Genomic DNA, 20,509 nt, shown 5'->3' with positions numbered 1-20,509 from the left:
TGACTATCCGATGACCAGATACTTGATCACGAACAGGACCGCGAGAATGCCGACGGCGGGATGGATGTCGCGGAATTTTCCGGCGACGAGCTTGATGCCGGCGTAGGAGATGAAGCCGAAGGCGATGCCTTCGGCGATGGAGAAGGTGAAAGGCATGGCGATCGCCGTGATCACCGCCGGGGCCGCCTCGGTGATGTCGTTCCATTCGATCTCCGTCAAGCCGCGCGCCATGAGGCAGGCGACATAGAGGAGGGCGGGCGCCGTCGCATAGGCCGGAATGGAACCCGCGAGGGGCGCCATGAAGAGCGCCAGCAGGAAGAGCACGCCGACAGTCACGGCAGTGAGGCCCGTGCGGCCGCCCTCGTTGATGCCCGAGGCGCTCTCGATATAGCTGGTCGTGGTCGACGTGCCGATCGCGGCGCCGATCATGGCCGCGGCGCTGTCGGACATCAGCGCGCGCTTGAGGCGTGGCACGGTGCCGTCGGGCCGCATGAATCCGCCGCGATGGGCGAGGGCGATCAGTGTCCCGGTGTTGTCGAACAGATCGACGAACAGGAAGGCGAAGACCACCGTCACCAGCCCGACCTTCAAGGCGCCGCCCAGGTCCATTTGAAGCAGCACCGGCGCGATGGAGGGCGGCGTGTCGAAGATGCCGCCAAATTTCTGGTAGCCGGCGATGACGGAGATGGCCGTCACAGCCAGGATGCCGATGATGACGCCGCCCAGCACACGGCGATGCTCCAGGGCCACGATCAGGGCGAAGCCCAGCGCCGCCATCAGCACCGGCCAGCTCGCGAGCTGGCCGTGGGTGACGAGCGTGGCCTGGTTGCCGACGACGATGCCGGCATTCTTCAGCGCGATCAGGGCCAGGAACAGGCCGATGCCGGCGGCAATCGCCATCTTCAGCGACTTCGGGATGGCGTTGACGATCCATTCCCGGATCGGCAGCACGCTGATCAGGAAGAAGATCACGCCGGAGAGGAAGACGCATCCCAGAGCGACCTGCCAGCTGTAGCCCATGCCGCCGACCACGCCGAAGGCGAAGTAGGCGTTCAACCCCATGCCCGGGGCCAGCGCGATCGGGTAGTTGGCGACGAAGGCCATCAGGAAGCAGCCGATGGCGGCGGCGACGCAGGTCGAGACGAACACCGCGTCTACCGGCATCTTCGCGAGCCCCAGGATCTGCGGGTTGACGAAGATGATATAGGCCATGGTCAGGAAGGTCGTGATCCCGGCCACGATCTCCGTCCGCACGTTCGTGTTGTTTTCGTGCAGCCTGAAGAGCCGTTCGAGCATTGTGCATCTCCCCCGAGAACGAGGGCAGTGTGCGGGCATTGGCCTGTGCAAAACCAGTCGCAGGGGCGGGACGTTTGCCTTTGGAAGGCCCGTTCCCTACAGTCCGCCGCCATCCCCGGCAGCCTGAGCGAGGACCGATCCAGCATGCGCATGAGCCAGTATTTCCTGCCGACCCTGAAGGAGACCCCGGCGGAAGCGCAGATCGTTTCGCACCGTCTGATGCTGCGGGCCGGGCTGATCCGTCAGACCAGCGCCGGCATCTACGCCTGGCTGCCTCTCGGCTTCCGGGTGCTGAAGAACATCGAGCGTATCGTCCGCGAGGAGCAGGATGCGTCGGGCGCGCAGGAAGTGCTGATGCCGACCATCCAGTCCGCGGACCTGTGGCGTGAAAGCGGACGATACGATGCCTACGGTCCCGAGATGCTGCGCATCAAGGACCGTCACGATCGCGAGATGCTGTTCGGGCCGACCAACGAGGAGATGATCACCGTGCTCTTCCGCGACGGCGCGAAGAGCTATCGCGATCTGCCGAAGAACCTCTATCACATCCAGTGGAAGTTCCGGGACGAGGTGCGGCCGCGCTTCGGGGTCATGCGCGGGCGCGAGTTCCTGATGAAGGACAACTACTCGTTCGACCTCGACAAGGCCGGTGCGGTCCGCTCCTACAACAAGATGTTCGTGGCCTATCTGCGCACCTTCGCACGCATGGGCCTGAAGGCGATCCCCATGCGGGCCGACACGGGCCCGATCGGCGGCGATCTCAGCCATGAGTTCATCGTGCTGGCGGACACCGGGGAGAGCGCGGTGTTCTGCCACAAGGGCTTGGTCGACAAGAATATCCTCAGCCGGAAGATCGATTACGAATCGGACCTGCAGCCGATCGTGAACGAGTGGACGTCGCTCTACGCCGCCACCGACGAGATGCACGACAAGGCGGCTTTCGAGAAGATCCCGGAGGGCGACCGCCTGGCCGCGCGCGGCATCGAGGTCGGCCATATTTTCTACTTCGGGACCAAGTATTCCAAGCCGATGAACGCGGTGGTGACCGGGCCGAACGGCGAGCAGATCACGGTGGAGATGGGATCCTACGGCATCGGCGTCTCGCGCCTGGTGGGCGGCATCATCGAGGCGAGCCACGACGAGGCCGGCATTGTCTGGCCGGAATCGGTGGCGCCGTTCAAGGTGGCGGTCGTCGACCTGAAGCCCGACGACGCCGCGGTCGCGGGTGCCTGCGACAAGCTCTACGAGGCTCTGAGGGCCGGCGGCATCACCGTGCTGCACGACGATCGCGACCTGCGGCCGGGCGCCAAGTTCGCCGACATGGACCTGATCGGCACGCCCTGGCAGGTGATCGTGGGCCCGAAGGGGCTGGCGGCGGGCAAGGCCGAGCTGAAGAACCGCAAGACGGGCAATCGCGAGGAGCTGCCGGTCAACGAGGTCGTGGCCACCCTGTCGGCTCGTCTCGGCTAGGTGACGGAGGCTCCGATCAAGGCCTCGGTGCTGAGCGCGACAGGAATCGTGTCGTCCCGAGCGCAGCGAGGGATCTTTGGCTGGCGCCGATCAAGGATCCCGCGCCTGGCTCGAGACGACACTGATCTGCCTCGCCCGGGATACGCCTGATCATGGCGTTCGCCGCCGTGGAGCGCTTGATCGCGTTCCGCTATCTGCGCGCCCAGCGCGAGGAGGGGTTCATCTCGGTGATCGCGGGCTTCTCGCTCGCCGGGATCGCGCTCGGGGTCGGCACGCTGATCGTCGTGATGGCGGTGATGAACGGCTTTCGCATCGAGATGCTGCGCCAGATGTCCGCCATCAGTGGACAGCTCGGAGTGCAGGGCAATCGCGGTGGGCTCGAGGCGACGCCGGATCTGCTGGCACGCCTCCGGGCGATCCCGGGCGTCGTCTCGGCAACACCATCGGCGGAAGGACAGGTGATCGCGGTCGCGGGAGACAAGGTGCGCGGCGTCATCCTGCGCGGCATGCGGCCCGACGACTTCAGGGCGCGGCTGCCGCTCTCGGCGGCCATCGACGGTCCGCCGGCGGTGCGCGACCGCTACCGCAACCTTTGTCGCGGCGACAGCGGCGACGAGCCGAGCGACTGGGGCTCGCTCAAGGGCTTCGGCGACCAGTTCACAGTGGTGATCGGCCGGCGTCTCGCCGACCTGATGGGACTGAAGGTGGGTGATCGCCTGCAGCTCGTTTCGCCCGTCTCCGTCGCGACGCCGCTCGGCGTCATGCCGCGCTCGGGCAGTGCGCGGGTCAGCGCGATCTTCTGCGCCGGCATGTACGACTACGACGCCAATTTCGTCTACGCGCCGCTGGTCGACGTGCAGCGTCTGCTCGATCTTGGCAACAAGGTGACGACGATCGAGATCTTCGTCGACGAGACGGCCCCGCTCGCGAAGGTGCGCCGCGAGGTGACGCAGGCGGTGGGCCTGCAGGGCTGGGTGTTCGACTGGCTGCAGGCCAACACCGGCTTCTTCTCGGCGATTGCGGCGCAAACCAACGTGATGTTCCTGGTGCTCACCATGATCGTGCTGGTGGCCGCCTTCAACATCGTCTCGAGCCTGGTCATGCTGGTGCGGACCAAGACCGCCGACATTGCCATCCTGCGCACCATGGGCGCGACGCGCGGCGCGATCATGAGGCTCTTCCTGCTCGATGGGCTGACGATCGGCGGCCTCGGCGCGCTGATCGGCGTCGTCCTCGGGCTCGCCTTCGCCGACAACATCGAGGCGATCCGGCAATGGCTGCAGCACACTTTCGGCCTGGTGCTGTTCGACGAGACGCTCTACCTGCTGGCCGAGATGCCGTCGCACATCGAATGGCAGGAAGTCCTTGGAATTGCCCTCATGGCGGTCTTCTTCGCCCTGGTGGCTTCCCTCTATCCGGCGGCGCGCGCCGCACGGCTCGATCCGGTGGAGGGCCTGCGTCGTGAGTGACCGGGCGCAGGCGGCGGTCGAGCGCTGGCTCGCCTGGCGCTACCTCGCGACCCGGCAGCGCGAGGGCTTCGTTTCGGTGATCGCGATCTTCTCGTTGATCGGCGTGGCTCTCGGCGTGGCCACCTTGATCGTGGTGCTGTCGGTCATGGGCGGCTTTCGCCAGGAGCTGATCGGCCGCCTGATCGGCATGAACGGCGACGTCGTCGTCACCGCCCGTAGCGGCATGCTGGAGGCGACGGCGGATCTCGTCGCCGCGCTCGGGCAGGCACCGGGCGTCGAGGCGGTTCGCCTCACGCTCGAGCGCCAGGCCCTGGTCAGCGCGAACGGCCAGACGCGCGGCGCCGTCCTGCGCGGCGTGCGCACCGAGGACCTGCTGTCGCGCGACATCGTCACCAGGAACATCGTGCACGGCGCGGTCGACGGCTTCGGCACGCGGCCGGGCGTGGTGATCGGCGACAGGCTGCGGCAGGCGCTCAACCTGCGGATCGGCGACAAGATCACGATCGTGACGCAGCGGCTTAACGAGACCGGCACGATCGCGCCGCGCTACACCGACTACGAGGTGCTGGCGAGCTTCCTCAGCAAGCGCTACGAGTTCGATTCGAGCTTCGTGTTCCTGCCCTTGTCGATGCTGCAACAGGACCTGGAGTACGGCCCGCACACCGTGAGCTCGATCGACCTCGAGCTGCCCGACCGGGCCAGGGCACCGGAGGTGGCGGCCGCCATCCGCGCATCGCTTCACCGCGACGACCTCAAGGTCGCCGACTGGCAAAGCCTCAATGCGCGTTTCGTCGGCGCGCTCCAGGTCGAGCGCGTGATGATGTTCATCATCCTCAGCCTGATCGTCCTGGTGGCGGCCATGAACGTGGTGGCGAGCTTCACTATGCTGGTGCGGGTGAAGCGCGGCAGCATCTCCATTTTGCGCACCATGGGGGCGGGCACCGGCACCATCGTCCGTGCCTTTTTCATGGCGGCGGCCGGAGTCGGCGTGATCGGAACGGTGGCCGGCACCGCGCTCGGCCTGCTGGTCTGCGCCAACATGCCCGCGATCGGGCGGCTGCTGACCGCGTTGACAGGGGCCGCCGGCTCGGGCGGTGCGGAGGTCGATTTCATCACCTCCATGCCGGTGCGCGTGCAGCCGCTGGAAGTTCTGTCTATTGTTCTGGTGGCGATCCTGCTGTCGCTCGCGGCGGCCGCCTATCCCGCGTGGCGCAGCACCCAAATCGAACCGGTTGAAGGGCTCCGTCATGAGTGAAGGCGCCGGCCTGCTTTCCCTGCACGGAATCGTGCGTACGTTCATCCAGGGCGATCGCCGTCTCGAGGTCCTGCGCGGTGTCACGCTCGACCTGCACGCCGGCGAGATCGTGGCGCTTGTCGGCCAGTCGGGCAGCGGCAAGTCGACCCTGCTGCATATCGCGGGCCTGCTGGAGCGGCCCGACGCGGGGGATGTGATCATCGACGGCCGGTCGGTGCAGGGTTTCGCCGACGGCCCGCGCACCGCGCTGCGCCGCAAGTTCCTCGGCTTCGTCTACCAGTATCACCATCTGCTGCCGGAGTTCTCGGCCCTCGAGAACGTGATGTTGCCGCAGATGCTGAACGGCCTGCCGCGCAGCCAGGCGCGGCTGCGGGCGGCCGAGCTCCTGGCCATGGTGCAGCTCAATGACCGCGCCGACCACCGGCCGGGCCGCCTTTCCGGGGGCGAGCAGCAGCGCGTCGCCATCGCCCGGGCCGTCGCCAATGCGCCGCGCGTGCTGCTGGCCGACGAGCCTACCGGCAATCTCGACTCGGGGACCTCGGACACGGTCTTCCGGCAGTTGCTGACGCTGGTGCGGGAGACGGGCATGGGGGCGCTGATAGCCACCCACAATCCCGAACTGGCCGCCCGCATGGACCGCACGGTGCATCTGAAGGACGGCGTGCTGACCTGAAGTGCGCCTCGCTTTCCACAAGGTTCAGGCGCAATAGTGGACCGTGCCCATCGCCGATTTCGTCCATCTCAAGGTCCGATCCGCCTATTCGCTCACCGAGGGCGCCAACAAGGTCGACAAGATCGTCGCGCTCGCAAAGGAGAACGCGATGCCCGCGGTCGCCGTCACCGACCGCAACAACCTGTTCGGCGCCCTGGAGTTCTCGCAGTACGCCGCCAGCAACGGCGTCCAGCCGATCATCGGCTGCGACCTCGCGATCCGCCGGGCCGAGGAGGGCGGCATCGCCGCGGCCGCAAAGCTGCCGTCCGTCGATTGGCTGACGCTGCTGGTCCAGAGCGAAGCGGGCTACGTCAACCTGATGCGGCTGGTGAGCCGCGCTCATCTCGACTTCAAGACCGGCTCGCTGTCGGCCCTGCCGCTGGAAGAGCTGGAAGGCCACACCGACGGCTTGATCGCCCTGACCGGCAGCATCGGGAGCGCGCTGGGCCGCCTGCTGGCGGCGGGACAGGCGCCGGCGGCGGCGCATCAGCTCGAGCGCCTGCAGAAGATGTTCGAGGCGCGGCTCTATATCGAGCTGCAGCGGCATGGCGAGGAGGCCGAACGGCGCATCGAGGACCCGCTCATCGACCTCGCCTACGACAAGGGGCTGCCGCTCGTCGCCACCAACGATGTGCATTTCCCCAAGGCGGCGATGCACGAGGCGCACGACGTACTGCTCTGCATCGAGCAGGGAGCGCATATCGACGATCCCAACCGCCGCCGGCTTACGCCCGAGCACTACTTCAAGTCGGCGGAAGAGATGCGCAGGCTGTTCGCCGACCTGCCGGAAGCGTGCGACAACACCCTCGTCGTGGCCCGGCGCTGCGCCTATATGCCGGCGCCGCGCAAGCCGATCCTGCCGAGCTACACCAAGCTCCAGGGACGCTCGGAAGGCGAAGCGTTGCGGGCGCTGGCGCGCTCGGGGCTCGACGAGCTCAGGCGGCTGGGGCGGCTTGCGCCGCACATCGACTTCGAGAAGTACGGGGAGCGGCTCGCCTACGAACTCGACATGATCGAGAAGATGGGCTTCGCCGGCTACTTCCTGATCGTGGCCGATTTCATCCAGTGGGCCAAGGACCACGACGTGCCGGTCGGGCCAGGCCGCGGCTCCGGTGCGGGCTCCCTGGTCGCGTGGTCGCTCAAGATCACCGACCTCGACCCGCTGCGCTGGGGCCTGCTGTTCGAACGTTTTCTCAATCCCGAGCGCGTGTCGATGCCGGACTTCGACATCGATTTCTGCCAGGACAAGCGCGACCGCGTCATCCGTTACGTGCGGGACGAGTACGGCCACGATCGCGTCGCCGCCATCATCACCTTTGGCAAGCTGCAGGCGCGTGCGGTGCTGCGCGACGTCGGACGGGTGCTCGGCATGCCCTACGGCCAGGTCGACCGCATCTGCAAGCTGGTGCCGAACAATCCGGCCAATCCGGTCACGCTCGCCAAGGCGCTGGAGACCGAGCAGCTCCTCAAGGACCAATACGAGGCCGACGAGGAGATCAGGCGCCTGATCGACCTCGCGCTGCAGCTCGAAGGTCTCTACCGCAATGCCTCGACGCACGCGGCCGGCGTGGTGATCGGCGACCGGCCGCTCGACGAGCTGGTGCCCCTCTACCGCGACACCGACAACAAGGAGTCCCTGCCTGCCACCCAGTTCAATATGAAGTGGGTCGAGACGGCAGGCCTGGTGAAGTTCGATTTCCTCGGCCTCAAGACGCTCACCGTCATCGAGAAGGCCTGCGACCTGATCGGCCGCGACAGGATCGACATCGCCAAGCTGCCGCTCGACGACCGCAAGACCTTCGAGCTACTGGCCCGCGGCGACGGATCGGGGGTGTTCCAGCTCGAAGGCAACGGGATGCGCGATGTCCTGCGCAAGCTGAAGCCGGACCGCTTCGAGGACATCATCGCCGTCGTCGCGCTCTATCGCCCAGGGCCGATGGAGAACATCCCGAGCTACATCAAGCGCAAGCACGGCGAGGAGACGCCCGACTACCTGCACCCGCTGCTGGAAGGAATCCTGAAGGAGACCTACGGCATCATGATCTACCAGGAGCAGGTGATGCAGATCGCCCAGGTGCTGAGCGGCTACACGCTGGGCGGCGCCGATCTTCTGCGCCGTGCCATGGGCAAGAAGATCAAGTCGGAGATGGACGCCCAGCGCGCCACCTTCATCGAGGGCGCGGAGAAGAACGGCGTCAAGAAGGACAAGGCCTCCTCGATCTTCGACCAGGTCGACAAGTTCGCCGGCTACGGCTTCAACAAGAGCCATGCCGCAGCCTACGCGCTGGTGTGCTACCAGACCGCCTATCTCAAGGCCAATCATCCGGTGGAATTCTTCGCCGCGACGATGACGCTCGACATGGGCAACGTCGAGAAGCTGAACGGCTACCGCCGCGACCTCGACAAGCTCGGCATCGAGCTGCTGCCGCCGGACGTCACCCGCTCCTCGGCCGAGTTCACGGTCGAGGCGACGGCCGACGGCAGGAAGGCGATCCGCTATGCCCTGGCGGCAATCAAGGGTGTCGGCCGCGACGCCATGGCTCGGCTGGTCGCCGAGCGCGAGGCCAGCGGACCGTTCAAGGACCTGTTCGACGTCGCCGAGCGGCTGGACCAGCGGGTGCTGAACAAGCGCCTGGTCGAAAGTCTGGTGAAGGCAGGCGCCTTCGACACGCTGAACAGGAACCGGGCTCAGACCTTCGGCGCCATCGAGGCGCTGCTGCGCCATTCGCAGGCTACCCACGAGGCCCGCGGCAGCAGCCAGAACAACCTGTTCGGTGACGACACGGCGCAGCGTCGCCCGCCGCTGCCGAAGGTCCCGGACTGGGCTCCCATGGAGCGTCTGCAGCACGAGTTCTCGGCGATCGGCTTCTACCTTTCTTCGCATCCGCTGGCGGCCTACGAGCGCAGCCTGCAGCGACTGGGCGTGGTGCGGGCGGCCGATTTGCCGGCCTTGCTGGCGCGCGGCGTGCCCGGGCGCATCAGGCTCGCCGGCACGGTGATCGATCGCATGGAACGCGTGTCGGCCAAGGGCAACCGCTTCGCCTTCGTGCAATGCTCGGACCAGTCGGGGGCGTTCGAGCTCACCTGCTTCAGCGAGGTGCTGAGCAGCAAGCGCCAGCTCCTCGAGGCCGGCCAGGCGATCCTGGTGTCGGCTGACGGCCGGTTGGACGGCGAGCAGGTCAAGCTGATGGCCCAATCGGTGGAGAAGCTCGAGGAGGCGGTGGCCCATGCCGCGGCCGGCCTGCGCATCGTGATCTCCGATCCGGCGGCGCTCGACGCCCTGCGCAAGCATCTCGACGGGAAGCGCGGCCGCGGCCGGGTGACGCTCGTGGTGCCGGTGACGGAGGAGGCCGAGGCCGAGGTGGTCCTGCCCGGCAGCTACTCGGTCGCGGGCGGCCTGCGTGACGCCATCGGCAGCCTGCCGGGGGTCGCGCAGGTGGAGGAGATTTGAGCCGCCAGCCCGGCCTGTTCGAGCAATCCACGCCGAAGCGGTCGAAATCGGCTGCGGCCGAGGTGCAGCCGTCCCGGGAGTCGCCGCTTCTGCAGGCGCCGACCCTGCCGCCGGGCATTCGGCTCGGCACCTCGTCGTGGTTCTTCCCCGGCTGGCGCGGACTGGTCTACGAAGGTCTCCATCCCCAGACGGCGCTCAGCAAGCAGGGCCTGGCGGCCTATGCCCGGATTCCGCTTCTGCGTACCGTCAGTCTCGATCGAACCTTCTACGCGCCGATCACGACCATCGAGTACACCCGCTATGCCACCCAGGTGCCGGACGACTTCAGCTTCGTGATCAAGGCACCGGCGCTCGTCTGCGATGCCGTGGTGCGTGACGAGGAGGGGCGGGGCAGGGTGCCCAACCCACACTTCCTCGACCCGGCGATCGCCGCTCGCGAGTTCGTCGTGCCCTGCATTGAAGGACTGGAGGCGAAGGCGGGACCGCTGGTATTCCAGGTGTCGCCGCTGCCGCGAAGCCTGGTCGAGGAAGGGCCGGCGCTGATCGAGCGACTGGCGGCTTTCTTCGCCGCCCTCCCGAAGGAGCTCGGCGGCGAGCGGCCGATCTACGCCCTGGAACTGCGCAACGGCGAGCTTCTGACGCCGCGGCTGATACGCATGCTGCGCGATGCCGGCGTGCGCTATTGCGTGGGCCTGCACGACCGGATGCCGGAGGTGGAGCGTCAGGAGACGGCGCTCGGGGCGCTCGACGGCGATGGGCCCGGCGATCTGGTGGTGCGCTGGAACCTGCACCGGGGCTTTCTCTATCAGAGCGCGAGGCAGCGCTACGAGCCGTTCGACCGGCTTGTCGACGAGGATCCGGAGACGCGCCGAATTCTCGCGCGTATGGCCCGAAGGGCCTTCAAGGCAGGCCGCAGGGTCTGGATTACCGCGAACAACAAGGCCGAAGGCAGTGCGCCGCTGTCGCTTCTGAAACTGGCCAAGGCGATTGCCGTCGGCCTCGAGCCCGGGAACGATGTCAACAATATCGGGTAATATATTGTAATTCACGAATATTATTGGAGTACCGTACTGGCCGATCCGACCGTCGACCTTGCATTCCGGGACGTTCCCCCTTAGAAACGCGCCACTTCGCACGCGGGTTTGCGGTCGACGGGGAGATATCCCGCCGCTCGCTCCGGTGTCCCGAACAGGGACGGCGCCCGCGGAGGCTCAACCGGAAAAGGAGAAACGGCATGGCGATGCCGACCTTCACGATGCGTCAGTTGCTGGAAGCGGGTGTCCATTTCGGCCATCACACCCGGCGCTGGAACCCCAAGATGAAGCCGTACCTGTTCGGCGTGCGCAACGGGGTCCACATCATCGACCTCACCAAGACCGTGCCGCTCCTGGAGCAGGCATTGGAGCAGATACGCCAGGTGGTGGCCAATGGCGGCCGCGTGCTGTTCGTCGGCACCAAGGCGGCGGCCGCTGATCGCGTCGCCGAGGCGGCGCGGCGCTGCGGCCAGTACTACGTGAACCATCGCTGGCTGGGCGGCATGATTACCAACTGGCAGACCATCTCCGCCTCGATCAAGCGTCTGCGCGAGCTCGACGAGCGCCTCAAGGGCGACGTCGTGGGCCTCACCAAGAAGGAGCAGCTCGACCTCACGCGCGAGCGCGACAAGCTCGAGCGGTCGCTGGGCGGCATCAAGGAGATGGGCGGTACGCCGGACATGCTGTTCATCATCGACACCAACAAGGAGGCGATCGCGGTCCAGGAGGCGCGCAAGCGCGGCATCCCGATTGCCGCCATCCTCGACAGCAACTCCGATCCCGACGGCATCGATTTCCCGATCCCGGGCAACGACGACGCGATCCGCGCCGTGTCGCTCTACTGCGACCTGATGTCGAGCGCCGTGCTCGACGGCATCCGGGCCGAGATCGCGGCCTCGGGCGGCGATATCGGCGAGCTTGCCGAGCCTTCGGGCGACGAGGTCCCCGCCGCCGGCGCGCCTTCGGCCGAGGGCGAGGGTGCGGCGGAGGCATCGCCGGCCGAATAGCGGCCCCTCTGACGGAAGAATTGCGGGGCCGGTCGCGAGACCGGCCCTCGTCGCACCCAATGGAGCTTGAAGATGGCTGAGATCACCGCATCGCTCGTCAAGGAACTGCGCGAGAAGACCGGCGCCGGCATGATGGACTGCAAGAAGGCGCTGAACGAGGTCCAGGGCGACCTGGAGAAGGCAGTCGACTGGCTGCGCACCAAGGGACTGTCGGCAGCCTCCAAGAAGGCCGGCCGGGTCGCTGCCGAAGGGCTGGTCGGCGTCGTGGCCGACGGCGCCCGCGGCGCCCTGATCGAGGTGAACGCCGAGACCGACTTCGTCGGCCGCAACGAGCAGTTCCAGAAGTTCGTGAGCGCCGTCACCAGGATCGCCCTGGAGCAGGGTGGCGACATCGCCAAGGTGGCGGCGGCGCCCTTTCCCGGCACGGGGCGCGACGTGCAGGCCGAGCTTACCAACCTGATCGCCACCATCGGCGAGAACATGTCGCTCCGCCGTGCCGCCGCGCTCTCGGCGTCGGACGGCGTCGTGGCCGCCTATACCCACAACGCGGTGGCGCCGGATCTTGGCAAGATCGGCGTGCTGGTCGCGCTCGAATCGTCGGGCGACAAGTCGAAGCTGGCGCCGCTTGCCAAGCAGCTCGCCATGCATGTCGCAGCGGCCAGTCCTCAGTCGCTGACCGTCGCCGACCTCGACAAGGCAGCGATCGAGCGCGAGCGGGCGGTGCTGGCCGAGAAGGCGGGGCAGAGCGGCAAGGCCGCCGACATCGTCGCCAGGATGGTGGAAGGCGGCCTGCGCAAGTTCCATCAGGAGGTCGTGCTGCTCGAGCAGGCCTTCGTCATGGATGGCAAGACCAAGGTGTCGAAAGTGGTCGACGATGCCGCCAAGCAGGTCGGCGCGCCGGTCCGTATCGCCGGCTTCCTGCGTTTCGCACTCGGCGAGGGAATCGAGAAGAAATCGGAAGATTTTGCGGCTGAGGTGGCTGCTCAGCTCAAGAAGTAGTATTGATAAAACCCCCGGCGCGCGGGAGGGTGCCCGCGCCGCCCAAGAACTCCACTGAGGCCTGAATGCCGCCGGCTCCTCGCTACCGTCGCGTCCTGCTGAAGCTCTCCGGCGAGGGGCTCATGGGGGATCGGGAATACGGCCTCGACCCGGTGATGGTCGGCATGGTCGCCCAGGAGATCAAGACGGTGCACGACATGGGCGTGCAGGTCTGTCTGGTCATCGGCGGAGGCAACATCTTCCGCGGCGTGTCGGCGGCGGCATCCGGCATGGATCGGGCGAGCGGCGACTACATGGGCATGCTGGCTACGGTCATCAATTCGCTGGCCATGCAGAGCGCGCTGGAGCGCAAGGGGCTGCAGACGCGTGTACAGTCGGCTATTCCCATGACGACGGTTTGCGAACCCTATATCCGCCGGCGCGCCGCCCGGCACATGGACAAGGGCCGGGTGGTGATCTTCGCGGCCGGCACCGGCAACCCCTTCTTCACGACCGATACGGCGGCCGCCCTGCGCGCGGCGGAGATGAGCGTGGACGCGATGCTGAAGGGCACCCAGGTCGACGGCGTCTACTCCGCTGACCCCCGCAAGGACAAGAGCGCCAAGCGCTACGATGCGCTCACCTACATGGACGTGCTGTCGCGCGACCTGCAGGTGATGGATGCCTCGGCGATCGCGCTTGCGCGCGAGAACCGGATTCCGATTATCGTGTTCGATATCCACAAGCCCGGCGCCTTTGCCGAGACGATGGCGGGGCAGGGCACTTTCACCGTCATCAAGGACGAGGGCTGAACATGAGCACAGACCTCAAGGAACTCGAAAAACGCATGCAGACCGCCGTGGAGTCCCTGAAGAAGGAGTTCGCGGGCCTGCGTACAGGGCGGGCGTCGGTCAACCTGCTCGATCCGGTCATGGTCGAGGCCTACGGCCAGCGCATGCCGCTCAATCAGGTCGGCACCGTGAGCGCGCCCGAGCCGCGCCTGCTCACCGTGAATGTCTGGGACAAGGGCCTGGTCGTCTCCACCGCCAAGGCGATCCGCGAGGCGGGCCTAGGCCTCAATCCCGCGCCGGACGGGCAGATGATCCGCGTCCCGATCCCGGAACTCACCGCCGAGCGGCGCAACGAGCTTGCGAAGCTTGCGCACAAATACGCCGAGCAGGGAAGGGTGGCCGTGCGCAACGTGCGGCGTGATGGCATGGATGCCCTCAAGAAGGCGGAAAAGGATCACAAGATATCGCAGGACGAGCACCGGCAGCGGGCCGACGAGGTGCAGAAGCTCACGGACCGGTATGTCAAGCTCGTCGACGAGACGCTGGCCCACAAGGAAAAGGAGATCAAGACGGTCTGATGCCCACCGCCTCGCTGCCCGCCAATGCCGGCACCACGCCGGGACCACACCACGTCGCCATCATCATGGATGGCAACGGCCGGTGGGCGAAGGCGCGCGGCCTGCCCAGGGTCGCAGGGCACCGCCGCGGCGCCGATGCCGTGCGGCGCGTGATCCGTGGAGCGGCGGAGCTCGGCATCCCCGTCCTGACGCTGTTCGCCTTCTCGACCGAGAACTGGACACGACCGGAGGCCGAGGTCAGCGACCTGATGGGCCTGCTGCGCCACTATCTGCGACACGAGCTCGACGAGCTGGCGCGCAACGGCGCACGGCTGCGCGTCATCGGCGACCGCGACCGGCTGGCGTCCGACATCGTGCGCGACATCGTCGAGGCCGAGACGAGGACACGCTCGAATACCCGCATCGACGTCAACATCTGCATCAACTATGGCGCACGCGACGAGATTCTGCGGGCGGCCCGAAGCCTCGCCCGCAAGGTGGCGGCGGGCCAGATCGAAGCCGACCAGATCGACGAACGGCAGTTCGAGCGGGAGCTCCTCACCGCCGGCGTGCCCGATCCGGACCTCCTGATCCGTACCAGCGGCGAGCAGCGGATCAGCAATTTCCTGCTGTGGCAGTGTGCCTACGCCGAGCTGGTGTTCGTGGACACGCTCTGGCCCGATTTCGAGAAGGGCCATCTCGAGGAGGCGGTCGCCGAGTTCCGGCGGCGGGAACGGCGCTATGGCGGCGTCGGCAGCTAATGCCCCGGCAGCGCCGCCACGGCATTTCCGCGGGCTGTTGTCGCGCGTCGTGTCGGCCGCGATTCTCGCCCCGCTCTGCCTCGCGGCAATCTGGTTCGGCTTTCCCTGGGTCGACCTGATGGCGGCGATTGCCGCGCCGATCATGTTGGGCGAATGGATCCGTCTCACGCCGGGACGGCCGGTGGCCCGCGGCTTGGCGATCCTCTATGGTCTGGCGGCGATCGTCGCGCTGCTGTGGCTGCGCCATCAGCCGGATCTCGGCCGCGAGACCGTGCTCTGGATCGTCGCCTGCGTCTGGGCGACGGATATCGGCGCCTACTTTGTCGGCAGCCTCGCCGGGGGAGCACGACTTGCGCCAGCCATCAGTCCCGGCAAGACTTGGTCGGGCCTTGTCGGCGGCATCTGTCTCTCGGCCGTCGCGAGCGCCGCGTGCGGGCTTGCGTTCGATCAGGGCGATACCGTTACGCTGGCCTTGGCCGGTGCCGGTGTCGCCATCGTCGCCCAGGCGGGCGATCTCCTCGAATCGATGGCCAAGCGGCGCGCTGGATTGAAGGACAGCGGCCATGTGATACCCGGCCATGGCGGGCTGCTCGACCGTATCGATGGCCTGATCGCGGCTCTGGTCGTCGTCGGATTGGCCCGCTTGATCGCTGGAGGAGCTTGGCCATGGGCATGATGCGCTGGACGGCGCCGTCGCGCGAAAGACCGCGCAGTATCACCATCATCGGCTCGACCGGCTCTGTCGGCCAGAGCACCGCCGACCTCGTCGACCGCACTCCCGAAAGCTACGACGTCGAAGCTCTGGTCGCCGGCAACTCCGTCGAGGCGCTGGCCGAGCAGGCACGACGGCTGCGTGCCAGGCTCGCCGTGGTGGCGAATCCGCAGCGCTACCGGGCGCTCAAGGAGGCCCTTGCGGGCACAACGACCGAGGCGGCGGCCGGGCCGGAAGCGGTGGTCGAGGCGGCGTCGCGGCCGGCCGACTGGGTGATGGCCGCCGTCGTCGGCTTTGCCGGCCTCGAATCGACACTGGTCGCCGCCCGCCGCGGCGCCATGGTGGCGCTCGCCAACAAGGAGGCGTTGGTTTGCGCCGGCCGGCTCCTGATGGACGCAGTCGAGCAGTCGGGCGGCGTGTTGCTGCCGGTCGACTCGGAGCACAATGCGATCTTCCAGGTCTTCGAGCCGGGCCAGCGCGACGCCGTCGACCGGCTGGTGCTCACCGCCTCGGGGGGGCCGTTCCGCGACTGGTCGCTGGCGGAGATGGCGACCGCGACCCCCGAGCAGGCCCTGGCCCATCCCAACTGGGACATGGGGGCCAAGATCTCGATCGATTCGGCAACCATGATGAACAAGGGGCTCGAGTTCATCGAAGCCAACCTGCTCTTCGGGCTGCCGCCCGAGCAGATCGAGATCGTCGTCCATCGGCAGTCGGTGATCCACTCGATGGTCGCCTACCGCGACGGGTCGGTGCTGGCCCAGCTTGGCACGCCCGACATGCGCGTGCCCATCAGCCATGCCCTGGGCTGGCCGGCGCGGATCGACGGGCCGGCGGCGCGGCTCGATTTTGCCAGCCTCTCGCCGCTCACCTTCGAGCGGCCCGATTCCAGCCGCTTTCCTTCACTACGTCTGGCGCGCGAGGCGCTGGCGCTGGGCGGATTTGCACCGATCGTGTTGAATGCGGCCAACGAGGTGGCGGTTGCGGCCTTCCTGGCCCGGCGGATCGGATTTCTCGATATCGCCCGGATTGTCGAGGACGTGCTCACTGCCACGACGGGTCTGGCGGGACCTGTCGAATCGCTCCAGCAGGTCCACGCCGCCGACCGGGAGGCGCGCCGCCGGGCTGGAGAGGCCGTCAAAGGTCACAGCCTAACTAATTGAGGAAGAAAGAGATTTATGGTCTAGTGAGTCATGCACGCAGTCGTCAGCCTGTTCACGACCTACCTGCCGTACTTCATCCTGGTGCTGACGCTACTCGTGTTCGTTCACGAGTTCGGTCACTACTGGGTCGCCCGCCGCTTCGGCATCCATGCCGAAGTGTTCTCGATCGGCTTCGGGCCCGAGCTGATCGGCTGGACCGATCGCCGCGGCACGCGCTGGAAGATCTCGCTGATCCCCCTGGGAGGGTTCGTGAAGTTCCTGGGCGACAGCGACGGCAGCAGCGCGCTGCCGTCGGACGAAGCGCTGTCGGCCGATCAGAGGCGGCATGCGTTCTTCAGCCAGCCGCTCTATGCGCGGGCGGCGGTCGTGCTGGGCGGTCCGCTGGCCAACCTCCTCTTCGCGGTGGTGTTGCTGACGGGCGTTTTCTATGTCGCGGGTGAACCTTACTCGCCGCCCGTCGTGGCCGTGCAACCCGACGGTCCCGCCGCGAAGGCGGGTTTGCGCAGCGGAGACGAGATCGTGCGCCTCGACGGCCGGTCGGTGGATCGCTTCGAGGAGATTCAGCAGGCGCAATTCCTCTACCTTGCCCGCCCGATGTCGGTCGAGTATCGGCGCGGCAACACACTGCGGCATGGCGAGATCATTCCGCGGTACTGCGAACGCACGGATCGCTATCACAACACGGTCCGGTACGGCGATCTCGGCATCGACGAGCTCATTCGGCCGGTGGTGGGCGGCTTCACGACCGACAGCCCGGCCCAGGCCGCAGGGCTCAAGGTCGGCGACCTGCTGCTGTCCATCGACGGAAAGCCGGTCGAGTACTTCTCGAGAATTCCCGACCTGATCGGCGATCGGGCCGGCCAGCCTCTCGCGGTCAAGTACGAACGCGCCGGCCAAATCCACGAGACGACCATCGTTCCGCAGCCCGATCAGGTGACGGATTGCTCGGGCGCCACGCACACGGTCGGGCGCATGCGCATTCGTGCTGCAAACGTGACCGAGTTCCGCAATCACGATGTGCTGGGGGCAGCGTGGGCCGGTGTCCAGCACGTGTGGAACATGACGACGATGTTCTACACCTCGATGGCCCAGATCGTGACCGGTGCGCGGCCTGTCGACGAGCTCGGCGGTCCGATCCGCATTGCCAAGGCGGCGGGCGAGGCCTCGTACGCCGGCTGGTTCGGCATCCTCAACCTCGTCATCGGGCTCTCGGTCGTGCTGGGCGTGTTCAATCTCCTGCCTGTGCCGATGCTCGATGGCGGCCATCTGGCGATGTATGCCTACGAAGGCATCCGCGGCCGCCCCCTCAGCCTCAAGGCGCAGGAGCTCAGCCTCAAGATCGGGTTCGCGCTGATCATCGGCATCGCGCTGGTGGCAACGTTCAACGACGTCAACGCCATCAAGTACGTGCTGCGGTGATCTGACACGATGGTGGAAGAGGACGGCCCCACCGGCGGCGCACGCACTTGGGGAACGAAAGGGGTGGCTAACGCCTTGTTGCCGGTTTATGAAACCCCGGTCCGGAACGTGGCCATCGGCAGGTCCTGAAGGTGCCAGGGGTGAGTTTGATCTATCGTTGGGCCGCTCTGGCCGTTGCTGCGCTTCTCGCATTCAGCGCCCCTGCCCAGGCCCAGCGCGCGACCGGCGCCGGGACCAAGATCACGGCGGTGCAGATTCAGGGCAACGTGCGTGCCGAGCCCGAGACGATCCGCTCCTATCTGCAGCTCAAGGAAGGGGAGGCCTACGATCCGGCGGCCGCCGATCGGTCGCTGAAGGCGTTGTTCTCGACGGGTCTGTTCTCGGACGTGGCGATCGACATGCAGGGCTCGACCCTGGTGGTGAAGGTCACGGAAAACCCCATCATCAACCGCGTCGCTTTCGAGGGAAACCACAAGATCGAGGACGACAAGCTGCGGGACGAGATTCGCTCCAAGCCGCGCCAGGTCTTCACCCAGGCGCGGGTGCGGGCCGACGTCGAGCGCCTGCTCTCGATCTACCGCCGCAGCGGCCGCTACAATGCGGTCATCGAACCCAAGATCATCAAGCTCGAGCAGGGCCGCGTCGATCTCGTGTTCGAGATCAACGAAGGCAACGTCACCGGCATCAAGCGGATCACCTTCATCGGCAACGAGCATTTCAGCGACGGGACGCTGCGGGGTCACATCCGGACCGTGGAGAGCGCATGGTGGCGCTTCCTGTCGTCGGACGACCGCTTCGATCCCGATCGCCTCAATCTCGACCGCGAGCTCCTGCGCAAGTTCTACCTGTCCGAGGGCTACGCAGATTTCCGCGTCGAGTCGGCGGTTGCCGAGCTGTCGCCGACGCGCGACGGCTTTTTCCTGACCTTCACGATCCATGAAGGCGAGCGTTACAAGCTGGGCAAGGTCGATATCAGCACCCGGTTCCAGGGCCTCGACGTCGACACGCTCAAGAGCTACCTGACCATGAGCGAGGGCGACTGGTACGACGCCAACGAGGTCGACAAGACCGTGACGGCGCTGTCGGACGCCGTGGGGTCGCTCGGCTACGCCTTTGTCGATGTGCGACCCAACATCCGGCGCAACCGCGAGACGCACACGATCGACATCACCTTCAACATCCAGGAAGGACCGCGGGTCTATGTCGAGCGGATCGACATCTCGGGCAATACGCGAACGCTCGACAAGGTGATCCGGCGCGAGTTCCGCCTGGCCGAGGGCGACGCCTTCTCGACCGCCAAGGTGCGGCGCAGCGAGCAGCGCCTCAAGAATCTCGGCTTTTTCGAGAAGGTCGACGTTTCGGCCGTGCCGGGCTCGACGCCGGACAAGACCGACCTGCAGGTCCAGGTGGTGGAGCAGAGCACGGGCGAGATCTCGTTCGGCGCCGGCTACTCGTCCGTGGGCGGCATCCTGGGCGATATCTCGATCCGCGAGCGCAATCTGCTCGGCAAGGGACAGGACCTCCGGCTCGGCCTGTCGCTCGGCACTCTCAGCACCCTGATCGATCTGAGCTTCACCGAGCCCTACTTCCTCGATCGCCCTCTGGCTGCCGGCTTCGACATCTTCCGGACGACCAACAACCGGCAGGCCATCGCATCGTACAGCGACTCCAGCCTCGGCTTCGCGCTGCGCGCCGGCTGGGCCTACACCGAGCACACCAGCCAGACGGTCCGCTATACGTTGCGCGACACGAACATCTACAATGTTCAGCCGTTCGCGTCGCCGGTCGTGCAGTCCCAGGCCGGCGAGTCTCTGACGTCGGAAATTTCCGAGACCCTGTCCTGGGACACCCGTGACCAGCGGCTGAATCCGACCAAGGGATGGCTGATCCGTCACACGATCGCGGTCGCCGGCCTGATCGGCGACAACTACTACTTCCGCACTACGGCCGATGCGACCTTCTACCAGCAGATCGTCGAGGACTTCGTCGCCTCGATCAGCGGGTCGGTGGGCTATATCGCGCCCTTCAACAACAGCAACCTGCGCCTCACCAACCGCTTCTTCATCGGCGGCGACTCGCTGCCCGGCTGGGCGGTGGGCGGCATCGGCCCGCGCGACGGCAACACCAGCGACTCGCTGGGCGGCCAGTACTATTACACCGGCATAGGGGAGTTGAGCTTCCCGCTCGGGCTACCCAAGGAAATCGGCATTGTCGGCAAGGCGTTCGTCGATGTCGGATCGCTGTGGGGGGCGGTCCCGCAGGCGGGCGCCAACATCCTCGACGACCAACTCATGCGGGTCGGCACGGGCATCGGCCTGCAATGGCTGTCGCCCTTCGGGCCGATCCGTATAGACTACACGTTCCCGCTCGTTTATCAGCCTTACGACAAGCTCCAGAATATCCGCTTCAGCTTCGGGACCCGGTTCTGATCGGG

Annotated in this window: 16 protein-coding genes; 15 read left to right on the top strand and 1 reads right to left on the bottom strand. The window is 66.7% G+C overall.

The features are described from left to right. Window positions 1-3: 3 nt before the first annotated feature. Window positions 4-1,296, bottom strand: coding sequence for an NCS2 family permease (locus OJF58_RS24495; RefSeq protein ID WP_300780487.1), 1,293 nt, complete (start codon window positions 1,294-1,296; stop codon window positions 4-6). Window positions 1,297-1,440: 144 nt separating this feature from the next. Between OJF58_RS24495 and proS the strand changes: the two genes are divergently transcribed. From proS to bamA, 15 genes are all read left to right on the top strand, one after another. Next, on the top strand, window positions 1,441-2,766 hold the full coding sequence (gene proS, locus OJF58_RS24490; protein ID WP_300780486.1) for a proline--tRNA ligase: 1,326 nt from the start codon (window positions 1,441-1,443) through the stop codon (window positions 2,764-2,766). Between the two features lie 152 nt (window positions 2,767-2,918). Beyond that, window positions 2,919-4,235, top strand: coding sequence for an FtsX-like permease family protein (locus tag OJF58_RS24485; protein ID WP_300780485.1), 1,317 nt, complete (start codon window positions 2,919-2,921; stop codon window positions 4,233-4,235). Further along, window positions 4,228-5,490: an ABC transporter permease gene (locus OJF58_RS24480; RefSeq protein ID WP_300780484.1), complete on the top strand. Its 1,263-nt coding sequence runs from the start codon at window positions 4,228-4,230 to the stop codon at window positions 5,488-5,490. The genes OJF58_RS24485 and OJF58_RS24480 overlap by 8 nt, the downstream gene beginning before the upstream one ends. Beyond that, complete coding sequence (locus tag OJF58_RS24475) at window positions 5,483-6,163, top strand: ABC transporter ATP-binding protein (protein WP_300780483.1); 681 nt, start codon at window positions 5,483-5,485, stop codon at window positions 6,161-6,163. Before OJF58_RS24480 ends, OJF58_RS24475 begins: the two co-directional genes overlap by 8 nt. Before the next feature lie 43 nt (window positions 6,164-6,206). Then, window positions 6,207-9,653, top strand: a complete 3,447-nt coding sequence (gene dnaE, locus OJF58_RS24470; RefSeq protein ID WP_300780482.1) for a DNA polymerase III subunit alpha — start codon at window positions 6,207-6,209, stop codon at window positions 9,651-9,653. Beyond that, entirely contained in the window at window positions 9,650-10,687 is a 1,038-nt protein-coding gene (locus tag OJF58_RS24465; RefSeq protein WP_300780481.1) for a DUF72 domain-containing protein, read from the top strand. The genes dnaE and OJF58_RS24465 overlap by 4 nt, the downstream gene beginning before the upstream one ends. A 200-nt stretch (window positions 10,688-10,887) precedes the next feature. Beyond that, the gene (gene rpsB / locus OJF58_RS24460) at window positions 10,888-11,694 is read left to right on the top strand and encodes a 30S ribosomal protein S2 (RefSeq protein ID WP_300780480.1); all 807 of its coding nucleotides are present in this window, start codon (window positions 10,888-10,890) and stop codon (window positions 11,692-11,694) included. Between the two features lie 72 nt (window positions 11,695-11,766). Next, on the top strand, window positions 11,767-12,693 hold the full coding sequence (gene tsf / locus OJF58_RS24455) for a translation elongation factor Ts (RefSeq protein ID WP_300780479.1): 927 nt from the start codon (window positions 11,767-11,769) through the stop codon (window positions 12,691-12,693). Window positions 12,694-12,758: 65 nt separating this feature from the next. Next, a complete protein-coding gene (gene pyrH, locus OJF58_RS24450) occupies window positions 12,759-13,484 on the top strand; it encodes a UMP kinase (RefSeq protein ID WP_300780478.1) in 726 nt (241 codons plus the stop codon). 2 nt (window positions 13,485-13,486) lie between these two features. Continuing rightward, a complete protein-coding gene (gene frr / locus OJF58_RS24445) occupies window positions 13,487-14,041 on the top strand; it encodes a ribosome recycling factor (RefSeq protein ID WP_300780477.1) in 555 nt (184 codons plus the stop codon). Further along, window positions 14,041-14,781 (top strand): isoprenyl transferase, encoded by a 741-nt coding sequence (locus tag OJF58_RS24440; protein WP_300780476.1) that lies wholly within the window; start codon window positions 14,041-14,043, stop codon window positions 14,779-14,781. The genes frr and OJF58_RS24440 overlap by 1 nt, the downstream gene beginning before the upstream one ends. Next, entirely contained in the window at window positions 14,762-15,457 is a 696-nt protein-coding gene (locus tag OJF58_RS24435) for a phosphatidate cytidylyltransferase (RefSeq protein ID WP_300780475.1), read from the top strand. The genes OJF58_RS24440 and OJF58_RS24435 overlap by 20 nt, the downstream gene beginning before the upstream one ends. Beyond that, complete coding sequence (dxr, locus tag OJF58_RS24430; protein WP_300780474.1) at window positions 15,448-16,656, top strand: 1-deoxy-D-xylulose-5-phosphate reductoisomerase; 1,209 nt, start codon at window positions 15,448-15,450, stop codon at window positions 16,654-16,656. The genes OJF58_RS24435 and dxr overlap by 10 nt, the downstream gene beginning before the upstream one ends. Before the next feature lie 30 nt (window positions 16,657-16,686). Then, entirely contained in the window at window positions 16,687-18,075 is a 1,389-nt protein-coding gene (gene rseP / locus OJF58_RS24425) for an RIP metalloprotease RseP (protein ID WP_300780473.1), read from the top strand. Between the two features lie 140 nt (window positions 18,076-18,215). Beyond that, window positions 18,216-20,504 carry an outer membrane protein assembly factor BamA gene (gene bamA / locus OJF58_RS24420; RefSeq protein ID WP_300780472.1) on the top strand — a complete coding sequence of 763 codons (2,289 nt, stop codon included), beginning with the start codon at window positions 18,216-18,218 and terminating at the stop codon, window positions 20,502-20,504. Window positions 20,505-20,509 lie beyond the last annotated feature (5 nt).

The organism is Enhydrobacter sp., from assembly GCF_030246845.1.
Classification (GTDB): Bacteria; Pseudomonadota; Alphaproteobacteria; order Reyranellales; family Reyranellaceae; genus Reyranella.
Note: the sequence above shows the minus strand (reverse complement) of the source record. Positions and strands in the feature narration are given on the sequence as shown.

Bases quoted from the DNA above. Each gene is read 5' to 3' on its own strand.
- OJF58_RS24495 (WP_300780487.1), bottom strand. From the start codon at position 1,296: ATGCTCGAACGGCTCTTCAGGCTGCACGAAAACAACACGAACGTGCGG.
- proS (WP_300780486.1), top strand. From the start codon at position 1,441: ATGCGCATGAGCCAGTATTTCCTGCCGACCCTGAAGGAGACCCCGGCG.
- OJF58_RS24485 (WP_300780485.1), top strand. From the start codon at position 2,919: ATGGCGTTCGCCGCCGTGGAGCGCTTGATCGCGTTCCGCTATCTGCGC.
- OJF58_RS24475 (WP_300780483.1), top strand. From the start codon at position 5,483: ATGAGTGAAGGCGCCGGCCTGCTTTCCCTGCACGGAATCGTGCGTACG.
- rpsB (WP_300780480.1), top strand. From the start codon at position 10,888: ATGGCGATGCCGACCTTCACGATGCGTCAGTTGCTGGAAGCGGGTGTC.
- tsf (WP_300780479.1), top strand. From the start codon at position 11,767: ATGGCTGAGATCACCGCATCGCTCGTCAAGGAACTGCGCGAGAAGACC.
- pyrH (WP_300780478.1), top strand. From the start codon at position 12,759: ATGCCGCCGGCTCCTCGCTACCGTCGCGTCCTGCTGAAGCTCTCCGGC.
- frr (WP_300780477.1), top strand. From the start codon at position 13,487: ATGAGCACAGACCTCAAGGAACTCGAAAAACGCATGCAGACCGCCGTG.
- OJF58_RS24440 (WP_300780476.1), top strand. From the start codon at position 14,041: ATGCCCACCGCCTCGCTGCCCGCCAATGCCGGCACCACGCCGGGACCA.
- OJF58_RS24435 (WP_300780475.1), top strand. From the start codon at position 14,762: ATGGCGGCGTCGGCAGCTAATGCCCCGGCAGCGCCGCCACGGCATTTC.
- dxr (WP_300780474.1), top strand. From the start codon at position 15,448: ATGGGCATGATGCGCTGGACGGCGCCGTCGCGCGAAAGACCGCGCAGT.
- rseP (WP_300780473.1), top strand. From the start codon at position 16,687: ATGCACGCAGTCGTCAGCCTGTTCACGACCTACCTGCCGTACTTCATC.